Annotated in this window: 23 protein-coding genes; 10 read left to right on the top strand and 13 right to left on the bottom strand. The window is 65.2% G+C overall.

All coding sequences use genetic code 11. The features are described from left to right. Positions 1 to 32 precede the first annotated feature (32 nt). The 5 genes from QRN11_RS03260 to QRN11_RS03240 all read left to right on the top strand — a co-directional run bounded on the left by QRN11_RS03260 (position 33) and on the right by QRN11_RS03240 (position 5,832). Positions 33 to 1,616, top strand: a complete 1,584-nt coding sequence (locus QRN11_RS03260) for a glycoside hydrolase family 32 protein (RefSeq protein ID WP_285249867.1) — start codon at positions 33 to 35, stop codon at positions 1,614 to 1,616. A gap of 24 nt (positions 1,617 to 1,640) precedes the next feature. Then, a complete protein-coding gene (locus QRN11_RS03255) occupies positions 1,641 to 2,981 on the top strand; it encodes a NosD domain-containing protein (RefSeq protein WP_285249866.1) in 1,341 nt (446 codons plus the stop codon). A gap of 20 nt (positions 2,982 to 3,001) precedes the next feature. Continuing rightward, positions 3,002 to 3,934, top strand: a complete 933-nt coding sequence (locus tag QRN11_RS03250) for a carbohydrate kinase family protein (protein ID WP_285249865.1) — start codon at positions 3,002 to 3,004, stop codon at positions 3,932 to 3,934. Between the two features lie 183 nt (positions 3,935 to 4,117). After that, positions 4,118 to 4,948, top strand: coding sequence for an oxidoreductase (locus tag QRN11_RS03245; RefSeq protein WP_285249864.1), 831 nt, complete (start codon positions 4,118 to 4,120; stop codon positions 4,946 to 4,948). A 26-nt stretch (positions 4,949 to 4,974) separates the two neighbouring features. Continuing rightward, a complete protein-coding gene (locus QRN11_RS03240) occupies positions 4,975 to 5,832 on the top strand; it encodes an aldo/keto reductase (RefSeq protein ID WP_285249863.1) in 858 nt (285 codons plus the stop codon). A gap of 32 nt (positions 5,833 to 5,864) precedes the next feature. On the opposite strand, the gene QRN11_RS03235 is transcribed toward QRN11_RS03240, so the two are convergent. The 5 genes from QRN11_RS03235 to QRN11_RS03215 form a co-directional block, all read right to left on the bottom strand. Further along, positions 5,865 to 6,539, bottom strand: a complete 675-nt coding sequence (locus QRN11_RS03235; protein ID WP_285249862.1) for a DUF6766 family protein — start codon at positions 6,537 to 6,539, stop codon at positions 5,865 to 5,867. A 95-nt stretch (positions 6,540 to 6,634) separates the two neighbouring features. Beyond that, positions 6,635 to 7,054 carry a hypothetical protein gene (locus tag QRN11_RS03230; RefSeq protein ID WP_285249861.1) on the bottom strand — a complete coding sequence of 140 codons (420 nt, stop codon included), beginning with the start codon at positions 7,052 to 7,054 and terminating at the stop codon, positions 6,635 to 6,637. A gap of 1 nt (position 7,055) precedes the next feature. After that, positions 7,056 to 7,580 (bottom strand): HPP family protein, encoded by a 525-nt coding sequence (locus tag QRN11_RS03225; RefSeq protein WP_285249860.1) that lies wholly within the window; start codon positions 7,578 to 7,580, stop codon positions 7,056 to 7,058. Positions 7,581 to 7,623: 43 nt separating this feature from the next. Further along, complete coding sequence (locus tag QRN11_RS03220) at positions 7,624 to 8,085, bottom strand: hypothetical protein (RefSeq protein ID WP_091416379.1); 462 nt, start codon at positions 8,083 to 8,085, stop codon at positions 7,624 to 7,626. Further along, the gene (locus QRN11_RS03215) at positions 8,082 to 10,571 is read right to left on the bottom strand and encodes a molybdopterin oxidoreductase family protein (RefSeq protein ID WP_285249859.1); all 2,490 of its coding nucleotides are present in this window, start codon (positions 10,569 to 10,571) and stop codon (positions 8,082 to 8,084) included. Before QRN11_RS03215 ends, QRN11_RS03220 begins: the two co-directional genes overlap by 4 nt. A 322-nt stretch (positions 10,572 to 10,893) precedes the next feature. Between QRN11_RS03215 and QRN11_RS03210 the strand changes: the two genes are divergently transcribed. Next, positions 10,894 to 12,519: a sensor histidine kinase gene (locus QRN11_RS03210; RefSeq protein ID WP_285249990.1), complete on the top strand. Its 1,626-nt coding sequence runs from the start codon at positions 10,894 to 10,896 to the stop codon at positions 12,517 to 12,519. A gap of 269 nt (positions 12,520 to 12,788) precedes the next feature. Here the strand turns inward: QRN11_RS03210 and QRN11_RS03205 are convergent, their stop codons facing one another. The 4 genes from QRN11_RS03205 to QRN11_RS03190 all read right to left on the bottom strand — a co-directional run bounded on the left by QRN11_RS03205 (position 12,789) and on the right by QRN11_RS03190 (position 16,118). After that, complete coding sequence (locus QRN11_RS03205) at positions 12,789 to 13,208, bottom strand: arsenate-mycothiol transferase ArsC (protein ID WP_285249858.1); 420 nt, start codon at positions 13,206 to 13,208, stop codon at positions 12,789 to 12,791. Positions 13,209 to 13,243: 35 nt separating this feature from the next. After that, positions 13,244 to 14,635 carry an FAD-dependent oxidoreductase gene (locus tag QRN11_RS03200; protein ID WP_285249857.1) on the bottom strand — a complete coding sequence of 464 codons (1,392 nt, stop codon included), beginning with the start codon at positions 14,633 to 14,635 and terminating at the stop codon, positions 13,244 to 13,246. 243 nt (positions 14,636 to 14,878) lie between these two features. Then, complete coding sequence (locus QRN11_RS03195; RefSeq protein ID WP_285249856.1) at positions 14,879 to 15,301, bottom strand: arsenate reductase ArsC; 423 nt, start codon at positions 15,299 to 15,301, stop codon at positions 14,879 to 14,881. A gap of 142 nt (positions 15,302 to 15,443) precedes the next feature. Then, a complete protein-coding gene (locus tag QRN11_RS03190; protein ID WP_285249855.1) occupies positions 15,444 to 16,118 on the bottom strand; it encodes an arsenate reductase/protein-tyrosine-phosphatase family protein in 675 nt (224 codons plus the stop codon). A gap of 45 nt (positions 16,119 to 16,163) precedes the next feature. Between QRN11_RS03190 and QRN11_RS03185 the strand changes: the two genes are divergently transcribed. From QRN11_RS03185 to QRN11_RS03175, 3 genes are read left to right on the top strand one after another with little or no spacing between them, the layout of a single operon-like run. Continuing rightward, positions 16,164 to 16,910, top strand: coding sequence for an aquaporin (locus QRN11_RS03185; protein WP_285249854.1), 747 nt, complete (start codon positions 16,164 to 16,166; stop codon positions 16,908 to 16,910). Between the two features lie 50 nt (positions 16,911 to 16,960). Then, positions 16,961 to 17,308 (top strand): ArsR/SmtB family transcription factor, encoded by a 348-nt coding sequence (locus QRN11_RS03180; protein ID WP_285249853.1) that lies wholly within the window; start codon positions 16,961 to 16,963, stop codon positions 17,306 to 17,308. 32 nt (positions 17,309 to 17,340) lie between these two features. Next, positions 17,341 to 17,826 carry a GNAT family N-acetyltransferase gene (locus tag QRN11_RS03175; RefSeq protein ID WP_285249989.1) on the top strand — a complete coding sequence of 162 codons (486 nt, stop codon included), beginning with the start codon at positions 17,341 to 17,343 and terminating at the stop codon, positions 17,824 to 17,826. 34 nt (positions 17,827 to 17,860) lie between these two features. Here the strand turns inward: QRN11_RS03175 and QRN11_RS03170 are convergent, their stop codons facing one another. Genes QRN11_RS03170 through QRN11_RS03155 form a run of 4 tightly spaced genes read right to left on the bottom strand, consistent with a single transcriptional unit; the run spans position 17,861 to position 20,057 of the window. Further along, positions 17,861 to 18,199, bottom strand: coding sequence for a YnfA family protein (locus QRN11_RS03170; protein ID WP_091416408.1), 339 nt, complete (start codon positions 18,197 to 18,199; stop codon positions 17,861 to 17,863). A gap of 54 nt (positions 18,200 to 18,253) precedes the next feature. Then, on the bottom strand, positions 18,254 to 18,919 hold the full coding sequence (locus tag QRN11_RS03165) for a DsbA family protein (RefSeq protein WP_285249852.1): 666 nt from the start codon (positions 18,917 to 18,919) through the stop codon (positions 18,254 to 18,256). Next, positions 18,916 to 19,734 (bottom strand): cation diffusion facilitator family transporter, encoded by an 819-nt coding sequence (locus QRN11_RS03160; RefSeq protein ID WP_285249851.1) that lies wholly within the window; start codon positions 19,732 to 19,734, stop codon positions 18,916 to 18,918. The genes QRN11_RS03165 and QRN11_RS03160 overlap by 4 nt, the downstream gene beginning before the upstream one ends. Further along, the gene (locus tag QRN11_RS03155; RefSeq protein WP_285249850.1) at positions 19,731 to 20,057 is read right to left on the bottom strand and encodes an ArsR/SmtB family transcription factor; all 327 of its coding nucleotides are present in this window, start codon (positions 20,055 to 20,057) and stop codon (positions 19,731 to 19,733) included. Before QRN11_RS03155 ends, QRN11_RS03160 begins: the two co-directional genes overlap by 4 nt. Before the next feature lie 156 nt (positions 20,058 to 20,213). On the opposite strand from QRN11_RS03155, the gene QRN11_RS03150 reads away from it, so the two are divergent. Further along, positions 20,214 to 21,464 carry an Nramp family divalent metal transporter gene (locus tag QRN11_RS03150; protein WP_285249849.1) on the top strand — a complete coding sequence of 417 codons (1,251 nt, stop codon included), beginning with the start codon at positions 20,214 to 20,216 and terminating at the stop codon, positions 21,462 to 21,464. Positions 21,465 to 21,502: the final 38 nt, after the last annotated feature.

Raw genomic sequence — 21,502 nt, 5'->3', positions numbered from 1 at the left:
CACTTCCCACTTCCGCAAGAGGAACGCCAGACATGACCAGTTACCTTCATGCCGCACGCCCGGAAACAGCCCCGGCCGGGACCGCCGGGTACCGGCCTGCCATCCACTTCACGGCAAGGGATACCTGGCTGAACGATCCCAACGGCCTCGTCTACCACGACGGCGTGTACCACCTCTTCTTCCAGAACAACCCGTTCGGCAACGTTTGGGGCAACATGTCCTGGGGCCACGCCACTTCCCACGATTTGCTGCACTGGACCGAGCATCCTGTGGCCATTGCCTGCGACGAGACAGAGGACATCTTTTCCGGAAGCGTTGTGGTGGACCACGGCAACACGTCCGGTTTCGGCACGGCGGACGCACCTGCCCTCGTAGCCATCTACACCAGTGCCTTCAAAGCCGCGTCGGAACACAGCGGCACCCAGGCCCAGTCCCTGGCCTACAGCACAGACGCGGGGTTGACATGGCAGAAGTACGGCGCAAACCCAGTCCTCACCCGCAACTCAGCCCACTTCCGCGATCCCAAAGTGATCCGCTATCAAGGGCGCGATGGGGGGTTCTGGGTCATGGTCGCCGTCGAAGCGCAGCACCAAACGGTGGTCTTCTACCGGTCGGAGGACCTCAAGTCCTGGGAGCTCCTCAGCGACTTCGGCCCGGCCAACGCCGACCAAGGCGAATGGGAATGCCCTGACCTCTTTCCCCTGGCAGTGGACGGCGACCCAGACAACATCAAGTGGGTCCTGATAGTGAACGTCAACCCCGGCGCGGTGGCCGGCGGGTCCGGCGGCCAGTACTTTGTGGGCGACTTCGACGGCCTCCGCTTCACCCCGGATCCCGGTTCCGTGGTGGCGCCGGCAGGAGTGGCGGCCATCGGCGACGCCACGGCGGCCGCTGCAGCCTTGCAGGAATGCCTCTGGCTGGACTGGGGACGTGACTGCTACGCCTCAGTATCTTTCAGCAACGTCCCGGATGACCGGCGCATCATCATTGGCTGGATGAACAACTGGGACTACGCCAACCAGCTGCCCACCGCCCCCTGGCGGTCCTCAATGACCCTCGCCCGGGAACTGCGCCTGACAGCAGTCAACGGTGCAGCCCGCCTGATCCAGCAACCGTTGCTGGCCGGCCCCGGCACCGGAAACGAGGTTCCTGCTGCCAGGGACCAACTGGCCCCGGATGCCTTTGAGCTGCGGGATTCGAACCTCCGATTGCCAGCGTCCGTACCGGGCAGCGCCCACATCATCGAAGCGGAAATCCTGCCGGGAAGCACCGGACACGTGGCCTTCCATCTCTTCGCAACTGATGACGGAAGCACGGGGACCGTGCTCAGTTACAACGCCGCCACCGCCCAACTCGCCCTGGACCGCAGGCATTCCGGCAACACGGGCTTCCACGAGAAGTTTCCTTCCGTGGAGTCGGCCCCGCTGGTCCTTGAGGACGGCGTACTCAAGCTGCAGATCGTCGTCGACCATTGCTCAGTGGAGGTCTTTGCCCAAGGCGGCAAGGTAGTCCTGACTGATCTCGTCTTCCCCTCAGCCGGCAGCCAGGAAAACTGGCTATCGGCTGAGGGAGGCGCAGCGGCAATACTGAAGCTCGCGGTCTCAACACTCGCCTAACCGCAACCCAAGGGGAAAAAATCCATGTCAAGCAGCAACTACTACGACGTGACCACGTGGCCGGTCGGCAATGCATCCAAAGACGTCGGTGAAGTCATCAACAGCATCATCGCTGACATCAAGGACCGGCAGTCCGCCACCGATGAGAACAGCGGAGGAAAGCCGGGAGCGGTGATCTACCTTCCGCCCGGCGACTACCACCTCCGAACCCAGGTGGTGATCGACATCAGCTTCCTTCGGATCCAGGGCTCGGGACACGGCTTTACGTCCTCGAGCATCCGGTTCAACGTTCCCGAGGACGAATGGCCCGGCCTTCATGAGCTGTGGCCGGGCGGCAGCCGCGTTATCGTCGACCTTCCCAAGGGCGCAGACACGGAGGAAGCCAAGGGAGCCGCCTTCTACGTTGAGCGGACCGGGAGCCCGCGGATCAGCTCGGTGGAGTTCTCCAACTTCTGCATCGACGGGCTGCACTTCGAGGCGGATGGCTCAGGCATGCATCCGGAGAACACCTACGTCAACGGCAAGACCGGCATCTTTGTCGCCAACGAGAATGACTCATTCCGCGTCAACGGCATGGGCTTCGTCTACCTTGAGAACGCCCTCACCATCTACAACGCGGACGCACTTTCCGTGCACGACAACTTCATCGCCGAATGCGGCAGCTGCATCGAGCTGCGCGGGTGGGGGCAGGCATCAAAGATCACCGACAACCTGGTGGGAGCGGGCTTCAAGGGCCATTCGATCTACGCTGAAAACCATGGCGGGCTCCTGATCACCGCGAACAACGTCTTCCCCCGCGGGGCGAGCAGCGTCCACCTTTCCGGCGTCACGCGGTCAAGCATCACCAACAACCGCCTGCACTCGTTCTACCCCGGGATGCTGATTCTCGCCGCAGACAGTTCGGAGAATCTCGTGGCCACAAACCACTTCCTGCGTGACCATGAACCCTGGACACCCTTCGTGGGAGTGGGCAACGGACTGGATGACCTTCACGGGCTCCTCAGCGTCACCGGCAGCAACAACTCAGTGATCGGCAACCACTTTTCCCACATCATCGATGCAGAGAGCATCCAACCGGCCGGTGCTACGCCGGTAATCATCCGGCTGGTTGCGGGGGCCGGAAACTTCGTCTCCAACAACCACGCGGTGGCCATGGACGTCCACGCCACATCAAGCGACTCCTGCTTCTCCGCGCAAGTGGACGCCCTGCTGACCACCGAGGCTTCGAAAGTCCTTGCCGTTACGGCGGTCTCGGTGGACCCCGCATCGGCACGGAATACCATCCTGGATTCCGGAAGCGAGGCCCAGATTGTTGCGGACAGGGCCGTGAACGCCATCAGGGCCACACCCGCCATCGGCTCCTGACCAACAACGAAAGGTACATCATGCCCACAACCCAGCAGCCCAAATCCATAGATGTGGTGGTGGTCGGCGAAGCCTTGGTGGACATCGTCGTCTCCCCCGCCGGCACCGTGGAGCACCCGGGCGGATCACCTGCGAACGTGGCCTACGGATTGGGACGGCTGGGTGTGGGCACCGCATTGCTGACTTCCCTCGGCGACGACCCCCACGGCCAGACGATCGAGCGGCACCTCTCGAGTGCCGGCGTCGACCTCCTGCCCGGCTCCCGGGGCGGCGGCCGGACGGCGACGGCGACGGCCGTGCTCGCCTCCGATGGCTCAGCCAGCTATGACTTCGACGTCCGCTGGGAGCTGCCACGCACCGTTCCCGCAGCGTTGCCCAAAATCCTCCACACAGGCTCCATCGCAACGTTCCTGGCACCGGGAGCGGCTGCAGTACGGGACCTCCTGGAACAAGCACACGAGCGATGCCTGGTGACGTACGATCCGAACGTCCGCCCCGCCTTGCTCGGCAGCCAGGCGGAGGCACAGCGCATTTTCGAGGACCTGGTCCCCCTCACCGACGTGGTCAAACTCAGCGACGAGGACGCAGGGTGGCTCTACCCCGGGCTGCCGGTGGAAGACGCCGCCCAGCGCATCCTTGAACTCGGCACCGGACTCGTGGCCGTCACCCTCGGGTCAGACGGATCCCTGCTGGCAGTGTCAGGAACGCGGCTGGCCATTCCCCCGGTGAGCTCGGCCGTCGCCGACACCATCGGCGCCGGCGATTCCTATATGGCGGCCCTGATCTACGGCCTCCTGATGCGCGGAACCGACGGGCTCACCCCGTCAGTGCTGGAGTCGCTGGGCCGCCTCGCCTCGAAAGCCGCCGCCATCACGGTCCGCCGCCCAGGGGCCAACCCGCCCACGCTGGCGGAACTTCAGGGGGAGCTACCCGAGCACCAGCCCGTCCCGTAAATCCGTTGACCTATCACCTTTGGTTCCCAAACCACTGCTTTGGGAACCAAAGGTGATAGGTCAACATGCGGTGTGAAGGGTGTACCGGCAGTACCTGTCCAGGACGCGCAAATTGGAGTTACCTAGTGGTTGGGCCTGGATGCAGGCCCGCAGTCCCATCCACACAACGAAGAGGAACCACCGATGGCTACCTGGCTCATTACCGGCTGCTCCACAGGACTCGGCCGGGCACTGGCCCAAGCGGTGCTCGCGCACGGGCACAACGCCGTCGTCACAGCCCGGAACCCTGCCACCGTGCAGGACCTGGCCGACGCCTTCCCGGACACCGCACTTGCCCTGCCCCTCGACGTCACGGACCGCCCCGGGATCAGCTCGGTGGTGGAAGAGGCGAAGCAGCGCTTCGGCGGCGTGGACGTCCTGGTCAACAACGCCGGCTACGGGTACCGGGCCGCCGTGGAAGAAGCGGACGACGCCGATGTGCGGCAATTGTTCGACACGAACGTTTTCGGCGCTGTTGACATGATCAAAGCGGTCCTTCCGGATATGCGCGGGCGCAGGTCCGGGTCCATTGTGAACATCTCCTCGATCGGAGCCCGCATCACCCCCGCCGGGTCCGGCTACTACTCGGCAACGAAAGCTGCGCTGGAGGGCATCTCCGGCTCGCTCCGCAGGGAGGTGGAACCGCTGGGCATCAACGTCACCGTCATTGAACCTGGCGCCTTCCGCACCGACTTCGCCGGGCGCTCACTGACCCAGTCCGCCTCGCCCATCGGTGACTACGCGGAAACTGCCGGGAAGCGGCGCAAGGAGAACGACACCATGGACGGAAACCAGCCGGGCGACCCGGCCAAGGCCGCCGAAGCAATCCTGGCCATCGTTCAGAGCCCCAACCCGCCGTCGCTCGCGGTGCTTGGCGAGGACGCCTTCGGCGCCTTTGCCGCAGTAGCCGACGCTCAGCGCGCGGAACTGGACCAGTGGCGGGACCTCAGCCTCAGCACCGGCCTGGACCACTGAGAACCAAGAACCGACGAAGGAAAACCATGGACAACGTAACCCTCAACAACGGCGTCGAAATGCCCATCCTGGGCTTTGGCGTCTATCAGATTCCGCCGGAGGAAACCCAGGCCGCCGTCGAAGCCGCCCTCGAAGCCGGTTACCGGCACCTGGACACCGCCGCAGCCTACGGCAACGAGGAGGCGCTGGGTGCCGCTGTCAGGGCAAGCGGCATCGCGAGGGACGAACTCTTCATCACCACCAAGCTTTGGGTCCAGCACGCGCCGGCCGGCAGCGTGGAGGAGGACAGCCGGCGGGCCTTCGAGAACTCCCTCACCCGGCTTGGACTGGACTACGTGGACCTGTACCTGATCCACCAGCCGCTGGGAGACTACTACAGCGAATGGCGGGCCATGCAGAACCTCAACAAGGAAGGCCTGGCCCGGGCGATCGGCGTCTCGAACTTCCATTCTGACCGGCTGGTGGACCTCATCGACCACAACGAAATCGTGCCCGCCGTCAACCAGATCGAGACCCACCCCTTCCACCAGCGCAGCGCCGAGCAGGACCTCATGCGGGAACGCGGCGTCCAGATCGAGTCCTGGGGCCCGTTCGCCGAAGGCCGCAACAACCTCTTCACCGACCCCCTGCTCAGCGACATCGCCCAGGCACACGGGAAGTCCGTGGCGCAGGTGGTGCTCCGCTGGCTCATCCAGCGCAGCGTCGTGGTCATTCCCAAGTCCGTGCGCCCCGAGCGCATGGCAGAGAACTTCGAGGTATTCGACTTCGCCCTGAGCGACGAGCAAATGGGCAGGATCGCCAGCCTGGACACCGACGAAAGCCTCTTCTTCGACCACCGCGACCCCGCAATGGTGAGCCGGCTGGGCGGACACAGGGTGGATTGACCGCCTGGCCTCCGCCAGCGCGGGAGGCCGGCCTAGCCCGTTGAGGCGGTGTCGTCGTGGGCGGCGCCGACGGGCTTGGACTCGGGTGAGCCGCGCTGGCGGAGGTAGATGGACAGGACCACCATGGAGCCGACGGCGAGGAATTCCGACTGCCAGTTCTGCAAGGTGCGGTTCCAGAACTCTGCAGACGTCACATACTCGGTCCAGGTGACCGGCTGCTGGAAGTTGCTGATCTGCTCTTCGTTGTAGGCGCTGGTGCCGGCAAGGGACTGGACCAGCCAGCACAGGACAAAGATCAGCCCCATCGTTGTCCCCAGCGAATTCGAAAAGACCGTGCGGCGCCAGCCGGCCGCCCTGGCCCACGCCGGCGATTTCGGGTTGCTGTACTCCCCCACCAGCTGGTCCTTGTCGGATTCGATTCCGGTCTGGTCCACTTCCTTTGATTCGGGTGATCCTTTTTGCACCAGCCAGATGGTGGCAAGGATGTAGAGCAGGAACTGCAGGTACTCGGACTGCCAGTTTTCCGAGACGTCCACGGCGAAATTGGAGGATGTCAGGTACTGGCCCAGGCTTATTTCCTCAAGCCCGTTCGCAACCTGTTCCTGGTTGAACAGGGCATGACCGGTCAGCCCTTGTCCCAGCAGGGCCAGGAGGAAGATCAGCCCGAAGAAGAGGCTCAGTCCGTTGTTCCTCAGTGCTTTTTTCACTGCTTCCTCCTATCCGTGGACGAGTCCGACAACAGCCATGTAGGCCAGTCCGCCGAAAATCAGGATCAGGTACAGGGCAAAGCTCCACCGCATGACTATTTGCCTCCCACTTCGCAGGTATAGGGCGCGTCACCGTTCGGCGTGCACCCGGCTGCCGTAATCTTCCAGCCGCCCTCGGCGGCAGCCAGGAAGACTGCGTCGTTCTCGAATTCCACGAAAGCGCCCCGTCCGTATACTTCGGTGCGCGTCACTGTTCCGGGTTCCTGGACATGCAGGTTCCTCAGGTGGTCCTCGCAGCTGCTCTCCTGCTCCCGGGCAGTCTTCTCGCGTGTATCGGACGCCAGCATGGAGCAGGCTGCGGACCATTCGGAGCCCGACAGGGCCTGGTGGAACTCCCGGGCGGCATCAGCAGCAGCCGTTCCTTCCGGGGCACAGCCTGTCAGGGCCAGCAGGGCCGCGATCCCCACCAGGGCCATAACGCACAGGCGGCGCCTTCTCTTCGTCAGCGGGACCATGTCAGCCTTCTTCCTTCCCGGGACGCACTCCAAAAAGGAGGTTCAGTCCCCAGCCCACTACGGTGATGAGCACGATGGCTCCGGCCATGGACGCCAGTTCCGCCGGAGCGGTCAGGATGCCCAGGCTCACGATCAGGGTGGTTGCCCCTGCCGGTGGGTGCGGGGTCTTGAGCAGTGTCAGCACCAGTGTGGTCAGCGCCACCGATAGTGCGCCGGCCAGCAGGTAAGCCGGGGTGAGTCCGCCCACCGGGGCCGGCGGGCTGTCTTGTAATTGGAAGGCGTAGAGCATAGCGACGCCGGCCAGCAGGCCAACGACGTGGCCAATCAGCGCGTTGGCCGGCCGCGAGGCCTGCTGGGACGGGGACTCGAAAAACAGCATCACCGTAGGTCCGAGGCTGGGGAATAGCCAGGGCTGGTGGAGCACTAGTCCTGCTGCGCCGGCGGCAGCCAGCACCACCAGGGACAGCGCGGCCGCATACAGTGCGGCTGCGGGGCGGCTTTGGGTCAGCCGTGACGCGTCGGGCACTGGGCGCCTCCTCTGTTGCGGGTCCGGGGCATGTTCTGCATGGTCATTCGGCGACGATCAGGGCCTGGGGTGCGGCTTGTTTCATGCGGGTGGACAGCCACTCGAGCTGGGTTTTGGTCTCGCCCTCGCAGCGGGTGACCACCTCGAGCAGCTCCGCGTCGCGGAGCCCCTGGGCGGCCTGCTTGACGGCGGTCCAGGTGATGTCCACCAGGGATCCCAGCAGATAGAGGTCCTGCAGATCGCGCAGCAGTCCAACCGCCCCGGAACGGGTTTTGGACAGCCCATCGGCATGCAGCCGCTCCGGTTCGTCGTCTTTTTCAACCTCGCCGTAGCGTTCCACGATGGGCAGCAGGGCCTGCTCATGTTTTTCGCACTGATCGGCCAGTGACCTGCAGAGGAAGTACACGTCCGGTTCATCGCCGTGGCCGTCGGCCACCTGCCGGAAGGACTCTGCCAGGGTGTGTTCGGAGCGGTGAAGCAGGCCGAGGTAGATGGGGAGCTTCATGACCTCACCCCGTCCCGGGGCGCCGCCGGCGGTTCTGTGGGGGCGATTGTCTCGCTCACCTCACCGGCTGCGCCGCCCACCGTCGCCAGGACGCGGCCGGCCCGGGCGGGACGGGACGCCGTGGTGGTGGGGGCGGGCGCCGGACCGGTGGCATCGGCGACTTTGGTGACACGCACTGCGGCGGTCTTGTAGACGGGCTGCTTGGACACCGGGTCCCACTCCGTCAGGGTCAGCTCGTTGGCCGCCCGCGGGCGTTGTTGCGGATCGGCCTCGGCTGGATCCGCAGCGTCCCAGTACCCGTAGTGGAAGGGAGCAAAGACGGTTCCGGTACGGATGTTGGCTATCCGCACGGGGGCGAAGAGGTGCCCGCGGCGGGACTCGACGCGGATCATGTCCCCCTCGCCCAGGCCCAGCGCCCCGGCGTCGCTCTCCGCCATTTCCACCCACATGGCCGGGGCGGCATCATGCAGCTGCGGGGAGCGGCCGGTCTTGGTGCGGGTGTGGAAATGGTAGGCCGTCCTGCCTGTGGTGTAGCGGAAGGGGTATTCGCCGTCGGGGGTTTCGTGCGCCCCCTGGTACTGCGCCGTTTTGAAGATGGCGCGTCCGTTCGGCGCCATTGCCTTGTAGGCCTGAGCCCCCACGGTGGCTCCGGTGGCGAGGTCGTGCCCGTAATCTTCGGCGGCATCAGCTTGGGTGGGAAAGACCCCGTCGCCGTACAAGCGGTCCGTCCCGTTGGGGTGTTCCTCGTTGACCGGCCAGGGGATGCCGCTTCCGCCGCGCAGCCGCTCGTAGCTGAGGCCGGTGTAGTCGCACAGGCGGCCTTTGCTGCATTCCCGCCAGGCGTTGAAGCCGTCCTCCGGGCCCTCCCAGTCCAGCAGCGGACGGCCCGACTTGGTGCGGAAGTCCATGCGCCGGGAGTAGTCCAAGAAGATCTGGAGGTCGCTCCGGGCCTGGCCGGGCGGTTCGACCGCCTGCTCGGACAGGTGAACGGTGCGGTTGACGTTGGTGAACGTCCCGGTCTTTTCACCCCAGGCGGCGGCCGGCAGGACTACGTCCGCATACTGCGTTGTCTCGGTCAGGTAGAGGTCCTGCACCACCAGGAACAGCTCGGGCTTGGCCAGGATCTCGCGGATCCGGGGCAGCTGGGGCATGGACACCGCCGGGTTGGTGGCCGAAATCCACAGGAACTTGATGGAACCCTGTTCGGCATAACGGAAGATCTGTGCTGCGTGGGTGGGCGGGGCCCAGTGCGGGATGACCAGCTCTTCCACGTCCCACAGTTCGGCAAGCTGCTTGATGTGCTGGGGGTTCTCCCAATTGCGGAAGCCCGGCAGATCGCCGTCGGCCCCTGCCTCGCGGGTGTTCTGTGCGGTGGGCTGCCCGTTCATCTGCAGGATCCCGCAGCCCGGCTTGCCGATCATGCCGCGCAGCAGGTGCAGGTTGTTGACCTGGCAGGACGAGGCCGTGGCCTGCGCGGACTGGTAGAAGCCCTGCAGCACCGTGGAGAGCACCCGCTGCGAGGTCCCGAAAATCCGGGCCGCCTCCACCACCGCGGCTGCGTCCACCCCGCACTCGGCGGCCACCGCCTCCGGCGTCCACGGCTCAATCTTGTCCGCCAGATCCTCGAAGCGGAGGGTGTGGGCGGCGATGTACTCCTCATCGATCCACCCGTTCCGGATCACCTCGCGGATCAGGCCGTGCATCAGGGCCAGGTTGGTGCCCGGCCGGACGGGCAGGTGAACGTCTGCATGCCGGGCCACTTCGGTGGAGCGCGGATCCACACACACCACCATCGGCTTATTGGGCCCGGCAATCCGGTCCAGGACCCGGGCCCACAGCACGGTCTGGGTCTCGGCCATATTGTGGCCGTAAAGGAAGATGGCGTCGCATTCGTCGATGTCGGTGTAGCTGCCCGGCTGACCGTCCGAGCCGAAGGACTCCTTCATCGCCGCCGCTGCGGTGGCCGTGCACAGCCTGGTGTTGCCGTCCATGTGCGGGGTGCCGAGCCCGGCCTTGCCGATGATGCCCAGGGCGTAGTACTCCTCCAGGAACAGCTGGCCGGAGGTGTAGAAGCCGTGGCTCAGCGGCCCCTTCTCTTCCAGCAATGCCTTGCTGCGCGAAACGATGCGGTCCATCGCGGTGTCCCAATCAGTCTCCACGAGCTCGCCGTTTTCGCGGATCAGGGGCTGGGTCAGCCGGTCCTTGTTGCTCACCCCCTGCCAGGAGGCGAAAAGCCCTTTGGGACCCAGACGGCCGTGGTTGACGATGTCCATCGCCCGGCCCCGGACACCCACCATCGTGCCGTCCTTGACCGCGATGTCGATTCCGCAGCCGTTGCTGCACAGCACGCAAGCCGACTGCACCCAGCGGTCCACGTCCTGCTCGCTCAGCCCCTTCGCAAGGACCTGGTCCACCCGGACCGGCCACCGGTCCCCCTGCGCGAATGGTGTTCGAGTCCCCCAAATGTCAGCAATCCGGTCCACCATGGCCGTTTTCCTTTCGTCCGGGACAGCTTTGTCCGAGTTCCGCCGTACTGCTGGATGACGGGTTGAAAGTACTGTTTACGCAGGTCAGCCGTGAGGTCATCCTTAGATCGACAGTAGCCTTACTATTCCGGCGAGTAAAGCGCCGCCATGTCCCACGTGACTGGCGGCGGCGGAAGGTTACGTGGGCGTTCTGTTCATGCGCGCAGGGCAAGCAGTAGGCTTCACGAATACTGACCTGTTGGGGCGGGGCTGGGGGAAGACGATGTTGTTTGAGTGGATAGCACGCTATTTTCGGACGCTGGGGCCGAGGGGCCGGACGGTGATGTTCCAGCTTCCGCTGTCCATCACCATGCTGCTGGTGGTGGTCCTGGCCGCGATTCTGCATCCTGCTTTCGAGTGGACCGGGCCCTTCCCGTACACCTTGCTGGGCCACCTCCTCCTGCTGGCTGCCTGCGCCCTGGTGCCGTGGGAACGGCTTCCGGAGCGGGCAACGCTCAGCATCCCGGTGCTGGACTGCCTTGCCATTGGGCTGACCCGCGAAGCAGGCGACCAATATTTGTCGGTCCTGGGCTTCCTCCTGGTCTTCCCGGTGGTCTGGCTGTCCTACGGGCCGCAGCGCAGCGGGGTAATCATCGCCGTACTGGCTGCCTTCGTGAGCGTCGCACTGCCGCCGGCGATCCTCGACACGGGCTACACAAGCGCCTCCTTTATCCGCATCGTGCTCCTTCCTGTGGTCCTGGGAGCGATGGCACTCACCACCTACGGAGTGGCCAAGGCCCTCCGCCAGCAGCGGCTCCGGCTTGAGAACCAGGAAGCCGAGGTCCGGCGGCTGCTGGCGGCCAGCGAAAACCGCGAGCAGCTCCTGGGCACTGTCATGGATACCGTCAGCGTGGCTGTCTGCGCGCTCGACGACAAAGGCAGGACCATCCTCACCAACCAGCATCCGGGAAGCGGCCCCGCCGGCACGATCTTCATGGATACGCCGGCAGACGGGGGCGCGGGCCTTCCGGTCTATGGCATCGACCGCAAACAGCCCCTTCCCCCGGAGCGGCATCCGCGCCTCCGCGCCGCCCGGGGTGAGCCCTTCACCGACGAACTGGTATGGGTCGGCAGTGGGACCGGTCAGCGTGCGTACTCAGCCACCTGCAGGCTGATCACCACGGCGGAGGGCCGGCATTCCGGTGCCGTCATGGCCTTAACCGACGTCACTGCGCTGGTGGAGGCCCTCTCTGCCAAGGACCAATTTGTCGCAAATGTTTCCCATGAACTTCGAACGCCGCTGACGTCGATCCTGGGCTACCTGGCCCTGGCGCTGGATGAAGGCCTCGATCCCGACGTCGAACATTCCCTGGGGGTTGCCAAACGCAACGCCGAACGCCTGCTGACCCTGGTGGGCGACCTGCTCAGCACTGCCTCCGGCACCGTGACCATCACTCCCCGCCCCGCCGACCTCGCCGAGGTTGCCGCCCAGAGGGTGGAGGCCGCACAGTCGCGGGCCAAGTCCGGCGGCGTGACGTTGAATCTGCAGACGGACGGTCCGGCCACGGGATGCTTCGATCCCGACCGGATGGGCCAGGCCATCGACAATCTGGTGTCCAATGCCATCAAGTACACGTTGGCAGGCGGTACTGTCACAGTCCGCGTCAGCACCAGCGGAGAGAACCTCACCTGCGAGGTGGCCGATACCGGAGTCGGGATGACAGAAGAGGACCTGGCCCAGGCCTTCACCCGCTTCTTCCGCACGGCCAAAGCCCACTCTTCCGCCATTCCCGGTGCCGGCCTGGGACTCGCGATCACCAGGACCATCATCGAAAACCACCGGGGAAGCATCACCCTCAGCAGCACCCACGGAAAAGGGACCACCGCAACGATTACCCTTCCGGATGCGGATGCGGTGGCCCGGCCCTTGGTTTCATCCGAGCCCGGAGCAGGTTTGAGCAATTCTTGAGCGAGTCTTGACCGTATGCGCGCTGGCCCTTGAGGAATTCAGTGCACAGTATTCCGTGTAAGGCCTGAAGCGCGGCGCAACTGCAACTGGGATCTGGGCCCGGTAGCGCCAGGGCCTTGATTCGGGAACAACCGAAGGTCTTAGCGCTTGGCGGTGTCTAGAAGCTGGCACCGCCAAGCGGATCTTCCACCCACGGGCTCCGCAGCGGCCTCAATCAGCTGCAGTCATCCAACGGGATCATGCGGAGGCCCGGCTGGTGCAAACCATGTTTAGTCCCCGGTGAGCTCCGCGTGGAGTTTCTGCACACGGGCTTTGATGTCGTCCCGGACCAGGCGCATGCGCTCCATTCCCTCGATCCCGCGCTCGGAGGGCTCGTCCGTTTCCCAGACCTCGAAGCGCTTGCCTTCAACCGGTTCAAGCTTGGCCTCGGTGCCCAGCACGATGACAGCGTCCACGGTGTCCAGGACTTCGTCAGTGACCGGTTTAGGGTAGTCACCGGTGACGTCGACGCCCAGTTCGGTCAGGGACTCCACTGCCTGCGGGTTCAGGTCCTTGGCCGGCTTAGTACCGGCGGAATAGACAGCAATGGCGTCTCCGGCAAGGTCTCGCATGAGGCCGGCGGCGAGTTGGGATTTGCCGCCGTTTTTGCTGCAGACGAACAGCACTGACGGAGTCTTTTTCGGGGTCATGGGTGGCATGTTTCCTTTTCGGGTGAGATGGCGGGTTAGTTGTTGATGCCGGAGCGGCCGTGGGCCAAGCCTGTGGGGAAGCCGACCAGCACCGGTTCTGGTGCAGCGCAGCAACCGGACTGTGCATCCGCGGAGGCGCCGGCTGCCGAGGCGGTGGCGGGGGCGTCGCAGCTGGTGCCGGCGTCGGTGGAGCAGACCCCGGTTTCCGGAAGTTCAAGGTGCACGGTGTCGGCGGATTCGTGGTCACCGGCAAGGGCGGCGGCGACGGAGCGGACCTGTTCGTAGCCGGTGGCGAGCAGGAAGGAGGGAGCCCGGCCGTAGGACTTCATCCCAACAATGTAGAAGTCTTTGTCCGGGTGGGCCAGGAGCTTGGCACCGTGCGGCGGGACAGTGCCGCAGGAGTGGAACTCCGGGTCGATGAGCGGGCCCAGTTGCATCGGAGCTTCGACGGCGGGGTCCAGGTTCAGGCGGAGCTCGCGCAGGATGTCCAGGTCAGGCCTGAAGCCCGTGCAAGGGACCACGACGTCGGCCTCAAGGGTGCGGCCGTCGACCGCACCAACGGTGACGGATGAGTCCAGGGATTTGATCGAGCTGATACCGAAACCGGTGTGCAGCTCGATCTTTCCGGCCGCGACCAGCCGGCGCACCCGGCCGCCGAGCTGCCCGCGGGCGGGCAGTCCGTCGAGGTCTCCTCCGCCGTAGACTTTGTCCGCACTTGCCCCCCGGACGGCCCACAGGATCTGGGTGTCCGGCTCTTCCCTGGCGAGGTCAGCGAGGTTGATCAGCATGGTGGCGGCCGAATGGCCCGCACCAACCACCAGGACACGGCGGCCGGCAAAGGCGGCCCGGTCGCGGCGGGTGACGTCGGGCAGCGGCGCAGAGATCCGGTCCCCTGCTGCCTGTTCGCCGATGGCAGGCAGGCCCGAGGTGCCCACCGGGTTACGGGTGGACCAGGTGCCGGAGGCGTCGATGACTGCTGCGACGGTGTGGTCCCGGGTTTCGCCGTCACTGTGTTCGATCCGCACCACGAAAGGCGTGGTATCGCGGCCCTTGATGTGGGTCTTGTCCAGGCCCTGCCGGGTGACGGCCGTGACGCGGGCGCCAGCCTGCAGGCGGGAAGAAATCTGAGGCAGCGCGGCCAGGGGTGCCAGGTAGTTGTCGACCAGCTCCCCGCCGTAGGGAAGCGCGGTGGGGCGGGGTGCTTCCCAACCGGCGGCCTCGAGGAGGCGGACGGCGGCGGCGTCGGTGTTGAACCGCCATGGTGAGAAAAGGCGGATGTGACGCCAGTGCTCGATGGCCGCGCCCGCCGTCGTGCCGGCTTCAAAGATCAGCGGTTCCAGGCCCCGTTCGAGGAGGTGGGCGGCCGCGGCCAGGCCGACAGGGCCGGCGCCGATCACGGCAACCGGGAGGTTCTTCGCTGAATCCAAGGTGTCCTCTTTCATCCGTAACCGTGGTCCGGTTCAGTTAGCGGCGGGGTTGCCCAACTAGGTAGCAGTAGGTGTCGTTTTGAGGCCCCAAAACGACAGTTACTGCTACCTAGTTGGGTGGGAGGGGTTAGCAGCAGTCCTCGTCGTCGCAGCAACCTGAGTCGCCGCAGCATCCGTTGGTCATGAGAGTCACCCCCTCCCCTGTTTCGGTTTAGGCGCGGGTCACTCTCGACAACGGCACGGCTACTTGGCGGCCGGGGTCAGGGAGTCAATGAGGCCCTCGATGCGGGTCTTGATCTCGTCACGGATGGGGCGGACGGACTCGACGCCCTTCCCGGCCGGGTCCTCCAGGACCCAGTCCTCGTAGCGCTTGCCGGGAAAGTAGGGGCACTCATCGCCACAGCCCATGGTGATGACCACATCAGACTCTTTGACGGCTTCGGTGGTGAGGACCTTCGGAACCTCCGCGGACATGTCGATACCCAGCTCTGCCATGGCTTCCACGGCGGCGGGATTGATCTTGTCCGCCGGCTGGGATCCGGCGGAGCGGACCTCAATCCGGCCCTTGCCCAGCGTGGTCAGGAACGCGGCGGCCATCTGGGAACGGCCTGCGTTGTGGACGCAGACGAACAATACGGAGGGCTTCTTGGCGGTTTCGGTGCTCACGGAGTGTCTCCTGGTGTCGGTTGGCGGTGGACTGTATCCAGACAGCTCGCCAAAACCGAACATTGATGATGATCGATATAGCAAGTATCTGGCGACACATTGATGGATGTCAATATATGTTTTTGAAGGTCGCTTGAAGGCTTCAGGCGGCGGTGACGCGCGGAGCAAGGTCGGTGACGCGGCGGGCGATGTCCTCGAAAGCTCTATCAAACGCTTCCCGGGTGCCCAGGCGCAGGGGGTCGGGAATAGACCAGTGGATCCCGCGCAGCCCGGCCAGTTCCTCATGGGCGTTGTCACAAACGGTGACCACGAAGTCGGCGGCTCCCGCGACATCGTCGAGGGAGCGCGGGGCCTGGTCGGGGAGGTCGAGTCCGTGGCGGCGGGCAGCCTCCACAGCTCCAGGAGCGATATGGTCGGCCGGGTGCGTCCCTGCAGAGACTGACGGGATACTGCTGGCCTGGCGCCACAGCGCCGCAGCCAGTTGGGAACGTGCACTGTTGCGGGTGCAGACGAACAGGACACGCTCGGCACCCTGCACCGCACCCGGTACCAGCCCATCCAGGGCGCCGGCAGCCAGTCGGAGGTAGCTGCGGCGCTTATCCCCCTCAGAGCGGTGCCTGGTGGCCAGTCCGGCATCGTCAAGTGTCCGCAGGTGGTGCGCGAGCAGGTTGGAGGACATGCCCAGCTCCGCCTGCAGCTCCGTAGGGGAAAAGTCGCCCAGGGTCAGCAGATCCACAATGCGCAGGCGCGCCGGATCGGCAAGGGCAGCATGTCTAGCGACGCGCGCTTCAAAGCTGGAAGCTGGCTCAATATTCATTGATTCAATTTTGACTGAGGTAATTTCGTGCGTCAAGCTTAGATCATGACTTCACACCAACCAGCCCTGTGGCGTCGTGCCGTTGCAGAGCTGCTAGGCACCGCCTTGCTCGTTGCCATTGTCGTCGGCTCCGGGATCGCCGCCCATCAACTCTCGCCCAACGACGTCGGCCTGCAGCTGCTCCAGAACAGCACCGCCACCGTCCTTGGCCTGACGGTGCTGATTCTGGTGTTCGGCCCGGTCAGCGGCGCACATTTCAACCCCGTGGTGTCCTTGGCCGACTGGTTCCTAGGCCGGCGTACGGGCTCGGGCCTGACGCTTTCGGACGTTGGCGCCTATGTAGCGGCCCAGGCTGCCGGGGCCATCGGCGGCAGCGTGCTGGCCAACGCAATGTTCGACGTCGGGACCTCCATCTCCGTCAAGGACCGGGCAACTGCAGGGCACCTGCTGGGTGAGGTTGTTGCCACCGCGGGGCTCATCCTGCTGATCTTTGCCCTCGCCGCCACCAATCGGGGCGCCCTCGCCGCCCCCGCAGTCGGGGCCTACATTGGAGCCGCTTATTGGTTCACCTCGTCAACCTCGTTCGCCAACCCCGCAGTGACGGTCGGCCGAATCTTCAGCGACACTTTTGCCGGCATCGCCCCGGGCTCCGTACCCCCATTTGTGATCGCCCAGCTGGTCGGTGCCGCTATTGGCCTGGGCCTGCTGCTCCTGCTGTTCCCGGCCGCCGCCCGCGCAGCTGACGACGTCGTCATTCCACACGGCAGCCAAGCCGGCAAGCCCCAGGCGTAGGCCGCACGTCACTATATTGATGAATGTCAATGTTGCGGCATAATGGCTAAATGACCACACTGCCCGTGCTTGAACCGGCTGTCGACACCGCCTGCTGCCCGCCGGCAGCGCCAGCGCTGGGTGCCGCCGAAGCACAAAGCACCGCCGCCGTGTTCAAAGCCCTGGCCGACCCCAACCGGCTGCGGCTCCTGTCCATCGTCAAGGCTGCGGAGAGCGGTGAGTCCTGCGTCTGCGACCTCACCGAACCGCTGGACCTCGGCCAGCCCACCGTGTCCCATCACCTGAAAATCCTGGTCGATGCCGGGCTGTTGCACCGGGAAAAACGTGGCACCTGGGCTTACTACTCCCTCATCCCCGGCGCCCTCGAGCGTATCGGGGAACTGCTGGAGAGCCTGTGACACCAGCGGAGCCGGCGACGACGATCCGCTCCATGCGCCCGGAGGATTGGCCGGCGGTCCGAAGCATTTACCAGGAAGGCATCGATACCGGCCACGCCACATTCGAATCCCAGGCGCCCGACTGGGACAGGTTCAACGTTTCCCGGCTTCCCGGCCACCGGTTCGTCGCGGAAACTGCGGCTGGCTGGATCGTTGGCTGGGCGGCCGTCTCCCCCGTGTCGGCACGTCCCGTTTACTCCGGAGTCGTCGAACACTCCGTGTACGTTGCAGGCGAAGCACGCGGCCTCGGCGTGGGGACAGCCCTGCTGCAGGCTCTGGCCGCATCAACCGAAAACGATGGGATCTGGACCATCCAGGCGAGCGTTTTCCCCGAGAATGAAGCAAGCCTCAAACTCCATCTCGCCAATGGCTATGTCATTGTGGGCCGCCGTCAACGCATTGCGCACATGGGACACGGGCCCCTGAACGGGCAATGGCGGGACACTATCCTGATTGAACGCCGCTCCCCCACTGCCTGAACCTGCCGGACAGGCTGACGGGGCGGGTGTCAGTTCAGCCTGCGCTGCGGGGCGCGAACATGATGACCGCGACTCCCAGCAGGCAGATCACTGATCCCGCGATATCCCAGCGGTCCGGGCGGAAGCCGTCGAAAACCATGCCCCAGGCCAGGGATCCGGCGACAAACACGCCTCCGTAGGCTGCCAGGATCCGGCCGAAGTGAGCGTCCGGTTGGAGCGTGGCCACGAAGCCGTAGATGCCCAGGGCCACCACGCCAAGGCCTGCCCACCACCATTGCCTGCCCTCGCGGACGGACTGCCACACGAGCCAGGCACCGCCGATTTCGGCCGCCGCAGCCAGGATGAACAAGAGGACAGATTTTGAAATACTCACGGACCAATCTTGGCAGGGCCTGAAGATCCCGCTTCCGCCGGGGCCAGGCAAAGACTAGCGTGCGGCGTCGTCGAGCAGTTGGCGGAACTGGGCCTCGCTGTTCAGCGTGAGCTTCTGTCCGTCAAGGAAGAAGGTGGGGGTCCCGCTTACGCCCAGGCTTTTTCCGTCGGCGATGTCCCTGCGGATCCGCTCCTTGGTTTCCTCGGCGGCTACGGCTGCGTCAAACTTCCCCATGTCCAGGCCGATCTCTTCGGCGAATGTCCTGAACAGGGCCGCCTGGGAGTCCTGCTTGTCGCCCCACTGCGGCTGGGTCTCGAAAAGCCTGGCTGCCATGGCGTCGTACCTGCCCTGCTGGGCGGCCGCCTCAACGGCGAGTGCGGCTACTCCGGAGTTCGCGTGGCCCGGCAGTGGGAAGTACCGGTGAATGAACGTAATCCTGTCTCCGTACTCCGCCTTGAGCTCCTGGACGAGCGGCTCGGCGGCACGGCAGGATTCGCATTCGAAGTCCAGGAACTCCACCAGTTGGGCTTTTTCAGTGACGGGGTTCGAGACGCGGTGGCTGTCCTCCCGGACCAACTGGGCATCGACGGCCTGGGGCGCAGCGGGAGACGGTTTGTTGGCAGCGGACACGACGTACCAGACCAGGCCAGCAGCGACGAGCACCGCGAGGATGGTCCAGATGGCAATGCGGACGTTCCGTGCGGTGGAAACAGCGCTCATCGATCAGCCGGCTTCGTCCCGAGGGTCAGGCTCACCGGCGCCGGCCCGGCAGCGGCCCGGCAGCCGGGGCAGCAGGCATCTTCCTGTTCCCCAACAACCGGAGCTTCCGCCGCGGCGGGGGTCTGAGTGGCTGCTGGTGCACAGCAGTCATCGCCGGCTTCGCCGTGACCGCGCGCGTCGTTGGCGTGGGGAACTGCACAGCACGCCTCACCCCGCCAGGCACTGATACCTTCACGGACCGCGATCCCGGCAATAACCAGGGCGGCCCCGGCATCGGCCCACCACCACCCCAGGGTGCCGTTCAGGACCAGGCCGATCAGCAGGACGGCAGAAAGGTAGGTGCACAACAGGGTCTGTTTGGAATCGGCGACGGCAGTCCTTGAACCCAGTTCACGGCCCGCACGGCGCTGCGCCCAGGACAGCACGGGCATAATGGCCAGGCTCAACGCGGCGATGACAATGCCGGGAGTGGAGTGCCGGGCCTCTTCGCCTCCGGTCAGGGCACGTACGGCGTCCGTGGCCACGAAGGCGGCCAGGGCGAAGAACGAGATGGCGATGATGCGCAGCGTCAGGTGCTCACGGCGTTCCGGATCCTTGGACGAGAACTGCCACGACAGAGCCAGTGCGGAACTCACCTCAATGACGGAGTCCAGCCCGAACCCGATCAACGCGGAAGAATCAGCCACGTTGCCGGCCCAGAGTGCCACCACCGCTTCAATGACGTTGTAGGTGATGGTTGCGGCGGCGAACAGCCGGATCCGGCGGTTCAGGACGGTGCGCCGTTCCACGGTGGGGGCTCCGGGCAGCGCGGTCATGCGAAGCACTTCCCGTCCGGGGCGCAGCAGGCAGGATCGACGGCCAGGACAACACCGATCAGGTCGCTGATCGCGTGACCCAACCGCGCGTCGGCAAGCTCATACCGGGTCCGCCGCCCGTCAGGAACGGCCACCACCAGGCCGCAGCCGCGCAGGCAGGTCAGGTGATTGGACATGCTCTGCCGGGAGACGCCCAGGGAATCAGCCAAAACGGAGGGGTAAGCCGGGGCGCCGGAGAGTGCCAAGAGAACCCGCGCGCGGGTAGGGTCCGAGACCGCATACCCGAAGCGGGCCAGTACAGGCGCCTGCGTGAGTGTTTCCATGCCACCAAAGTACAAGACTGGATGTATTCACGCAAAACTGTACCGAGAAGCCCAGGACATCGCAGCCCGCCACGTCGGACCTCCTAAAAACTACTTTTCGGTATGCCTAACTTTCGGTTATCCTCGTATCAGAACGCCCCGATGATGAGGATTGCCATGGCCGCACCCACTCTTGAACTCCGCCCCGCACCCCGCAAGGTGTGGTCCCGGCTCCTGCTGCTCGGCCCTGCCTTCGTCGCCGCGATCGCATATGTGGATCCCGGAAACGTCGCCGCGAACCTCACCGCTGGAGCCAACTACGGTTACCTGCTGGTGTGGGTCCTGGTGGTGGCCAACGCCATGGCAGTCCTCGTCCAATACCAGTCGGCCAAGCTGGGCCTGGCCACGGGCATGAGCCTTCCAGAAATAATGGGCAAGCGGCTGGGCACAAAGCGTCGGCGCCTGTACTGGGTGCAGGCCGAAATCGTTGCCGGTGCTACCGACATGGCCGAGGTCATCGGCGGCGCCGTAGCTTTGAACCTGTTGTTCGGGCTGCCCCTGCTGGCCGGCGGGGTGATCATCGGCGTGGCATCGATGCTGCTGCTGGCGCTCCAGTCCCAACGGGGCCAGCGGTCCTTCGAGTACGCAATCCTGGTGCTGTTGGGCGTCATCGCTGTCGGATTCATGACCGGACTGTTCGTCAACCCGCCCGACGGCGGAAGTGCTTTAGGCGGTCTGCTGCCCCGTTTTGAAGGTACTGACACCGTCCTGCTCGCGGCCAGCATGCTCGGTGCCACCGTTATGCCGCACGCGATCTACCTGCACTCCGCCCTGGCCCGGGACCGGCACGGTTTCTCCGAAGACCCCGCCGTCCGGACACGGCTGATCCGTGCCACCCGGTTCGACGTCGTCGGTGCCCTGCTGCTGGCGGGGGTGGTGAACATTTCGATGCTGCTGCTGGCCGCGTCCAGCCTGCGCGGCATCGAGGGAACGGACACCATCGCCGGCGCCCACGCTGCTGTCACATCCGCGCTTGGCCCCGCCGTCGGCATCATTTTCGCCATCGGCCTCCTGGCCTCGGGCCTGGCCTCGACGTCCGTGGGCTGCTACGCGGGTGCCACCATCATGGGCGGGCTGCTGAAAGTCCGCATCCCCCTGCTCACCCGCCGTATCATCACGCTGATTCCGGCCTTGATCATCCTGGGGGCCGGGATTGAGCCCACCCTCGCTTTGGTGCTCAGCCAGGTGCTGCTCAGCTTCGGTATCCCGTTTGCCTTGATCCCGCTGATCCGTTTGACCGGCAAACGGGAGGTCATGGGCATCCATACGGACTCCAATGCCCTGAAGATCGCCGGGTGGACCAGCGCCACGCTGATCGTGGGCCTGAACATTGTCCTCATTACCCTCACGCTCGCCGGCCAGTCCTGAGCCGGCGCACATGTACCGGCCCCAGGCCACCGCAGTAA

The organism is Pseudarthrobacter sp. fls2-241-R2A-168, assembly GCF_030209335.1.
Taxonomy (GTDB): Bacteria; Actinomycetota; Actinomycetes; order Actinomycetales; family Micrococcaceae; genus Arthrobacter.
Note: the sequence above shows the minus strand (reverse complement) of the source record. Positions and strands in the feature narration are given on the sequence as shown.

Coding starts and splice junctions, on each gene's coding strand:
- QRN11_RS03210 (WP_285249990.1), top strand. CDS start 10,894: ATGTTCCAGCTTCCGCTGTCCATCACCATGCTGCTGGTGGTGGTCCTG.
- QRN11_RS03160 (WP_285249851.1), bottom strand. CDS start 19,734: ATGACCGCGCTGCCCGGAGCCCCCACCGTGGAACGGCGCACCGTCCTG.
- QRN11_RS03165 (WP_285249852.1), bottom strand. CDS start 18,919: ATGAGCGCTGTTTCCACCGCACGGAACGTCCGCATTGCCATCTGGACC.
- QRN11_RS03250 (WP_285249865.1), top strand. CDS start 3,002: ATGCCCACAACCCAGCAGCCCAAATCCATAGATGTGGTGGTGGTCGGC.
- QRN11_RS03150 (WP_285249849.1), top strand. CDS start 20,214: ATGGCCGCACCCACTCTTGAACTCCGCCCCGCACCCCGCAAGGTGTGG.
- QRN11_RS03215 (WP_285249859.1), bottom strand. CDS start 10,571: ATGGTGGACCGGATTGCTGACATTTGGGGGACTCGAACACCATTCGCG.
- QRN11_RS03205 (WP_285249858.1), bottom strand. CDS start 13,208: ATGACCCCGAAAAAGACTCCGTCAGTGCTGTTCGTCTGCAGCAAAAAC.
- QRN11_RS03175 (WP_285249989.1), top strand. CDS start 17,341: ATGCGCCCGGAGGATTGGCCGGCGGTCCGAAGCATTTACCAGGAAGGC.
- QRN11_RS03240 (WP_285249863.1), top strand. CDS start 4,975: ATGGACAACGTAACCCTCAACAACGGCGTCGAAATGCCCATCCTGGGC.
- QRN11_RS03180 (WP_285249853.1), top strand. CDS start 16,961: ATGACCACACTGCCCGTGCTTGAACCGGCTGTCGACACCGCCTGCTGC.
- QRN11_RS03155 (WP_285249850.1), bottom strand. CDS start 20,057: ATGGAAACACTCACGCAGGCGCCTGTACTGGCCCGCTTCGGGTATGCG.
- QRN11_RS03185 (WP_285249854.1), top strand. CDS start 16,164: ATGACTTCACACCAACCAGCCCTGTGGCGTCGTGCCGTTGCAGAGCTG.
- QRN11_RS03245 (WP_285249864.1), top strand. CDS start 4,118: ATGGCTACCTGGCTCATTACCGGCTGCTCCACAGGACTCGGCCGGGCA.
- QRN11_RS03230 (WP_285249861.1), bottom strand. CDS start 7,054: ATGGTCCCGCTGACGAAGAGAAGGCGCCGCCTGTGCGTTATGGCCCTG.
- QRN11_RS03220 (WP_091416379.1), bottom strand. CDS start 8,085: ATGAAGCTCCCCATCTACCTCGGCCTGCTTCACCGCTCCGAACACACC.
- QRN11_RS03190 (WP_285249855.1), bottom strand. CDS start 16,118: ATGAATATTGAGCCAGCTTCCAGCTTTGAAGCGCGCGTCGCTAGACAT.
- QRN11_RS03255 (WP_285249866.1), top strand. CDS start 1,641: ATGTCAAGCAGCAACTACTACGACGTGACCACGTGGCCGGTCGGCAAT.
- QRN11_RS03260 (WP_285249867.1), top strand. CDS start 33: ATGACCAGTTACCTTCATGCCGCACGCCCGGAAACAGCCCCGGCCGGG.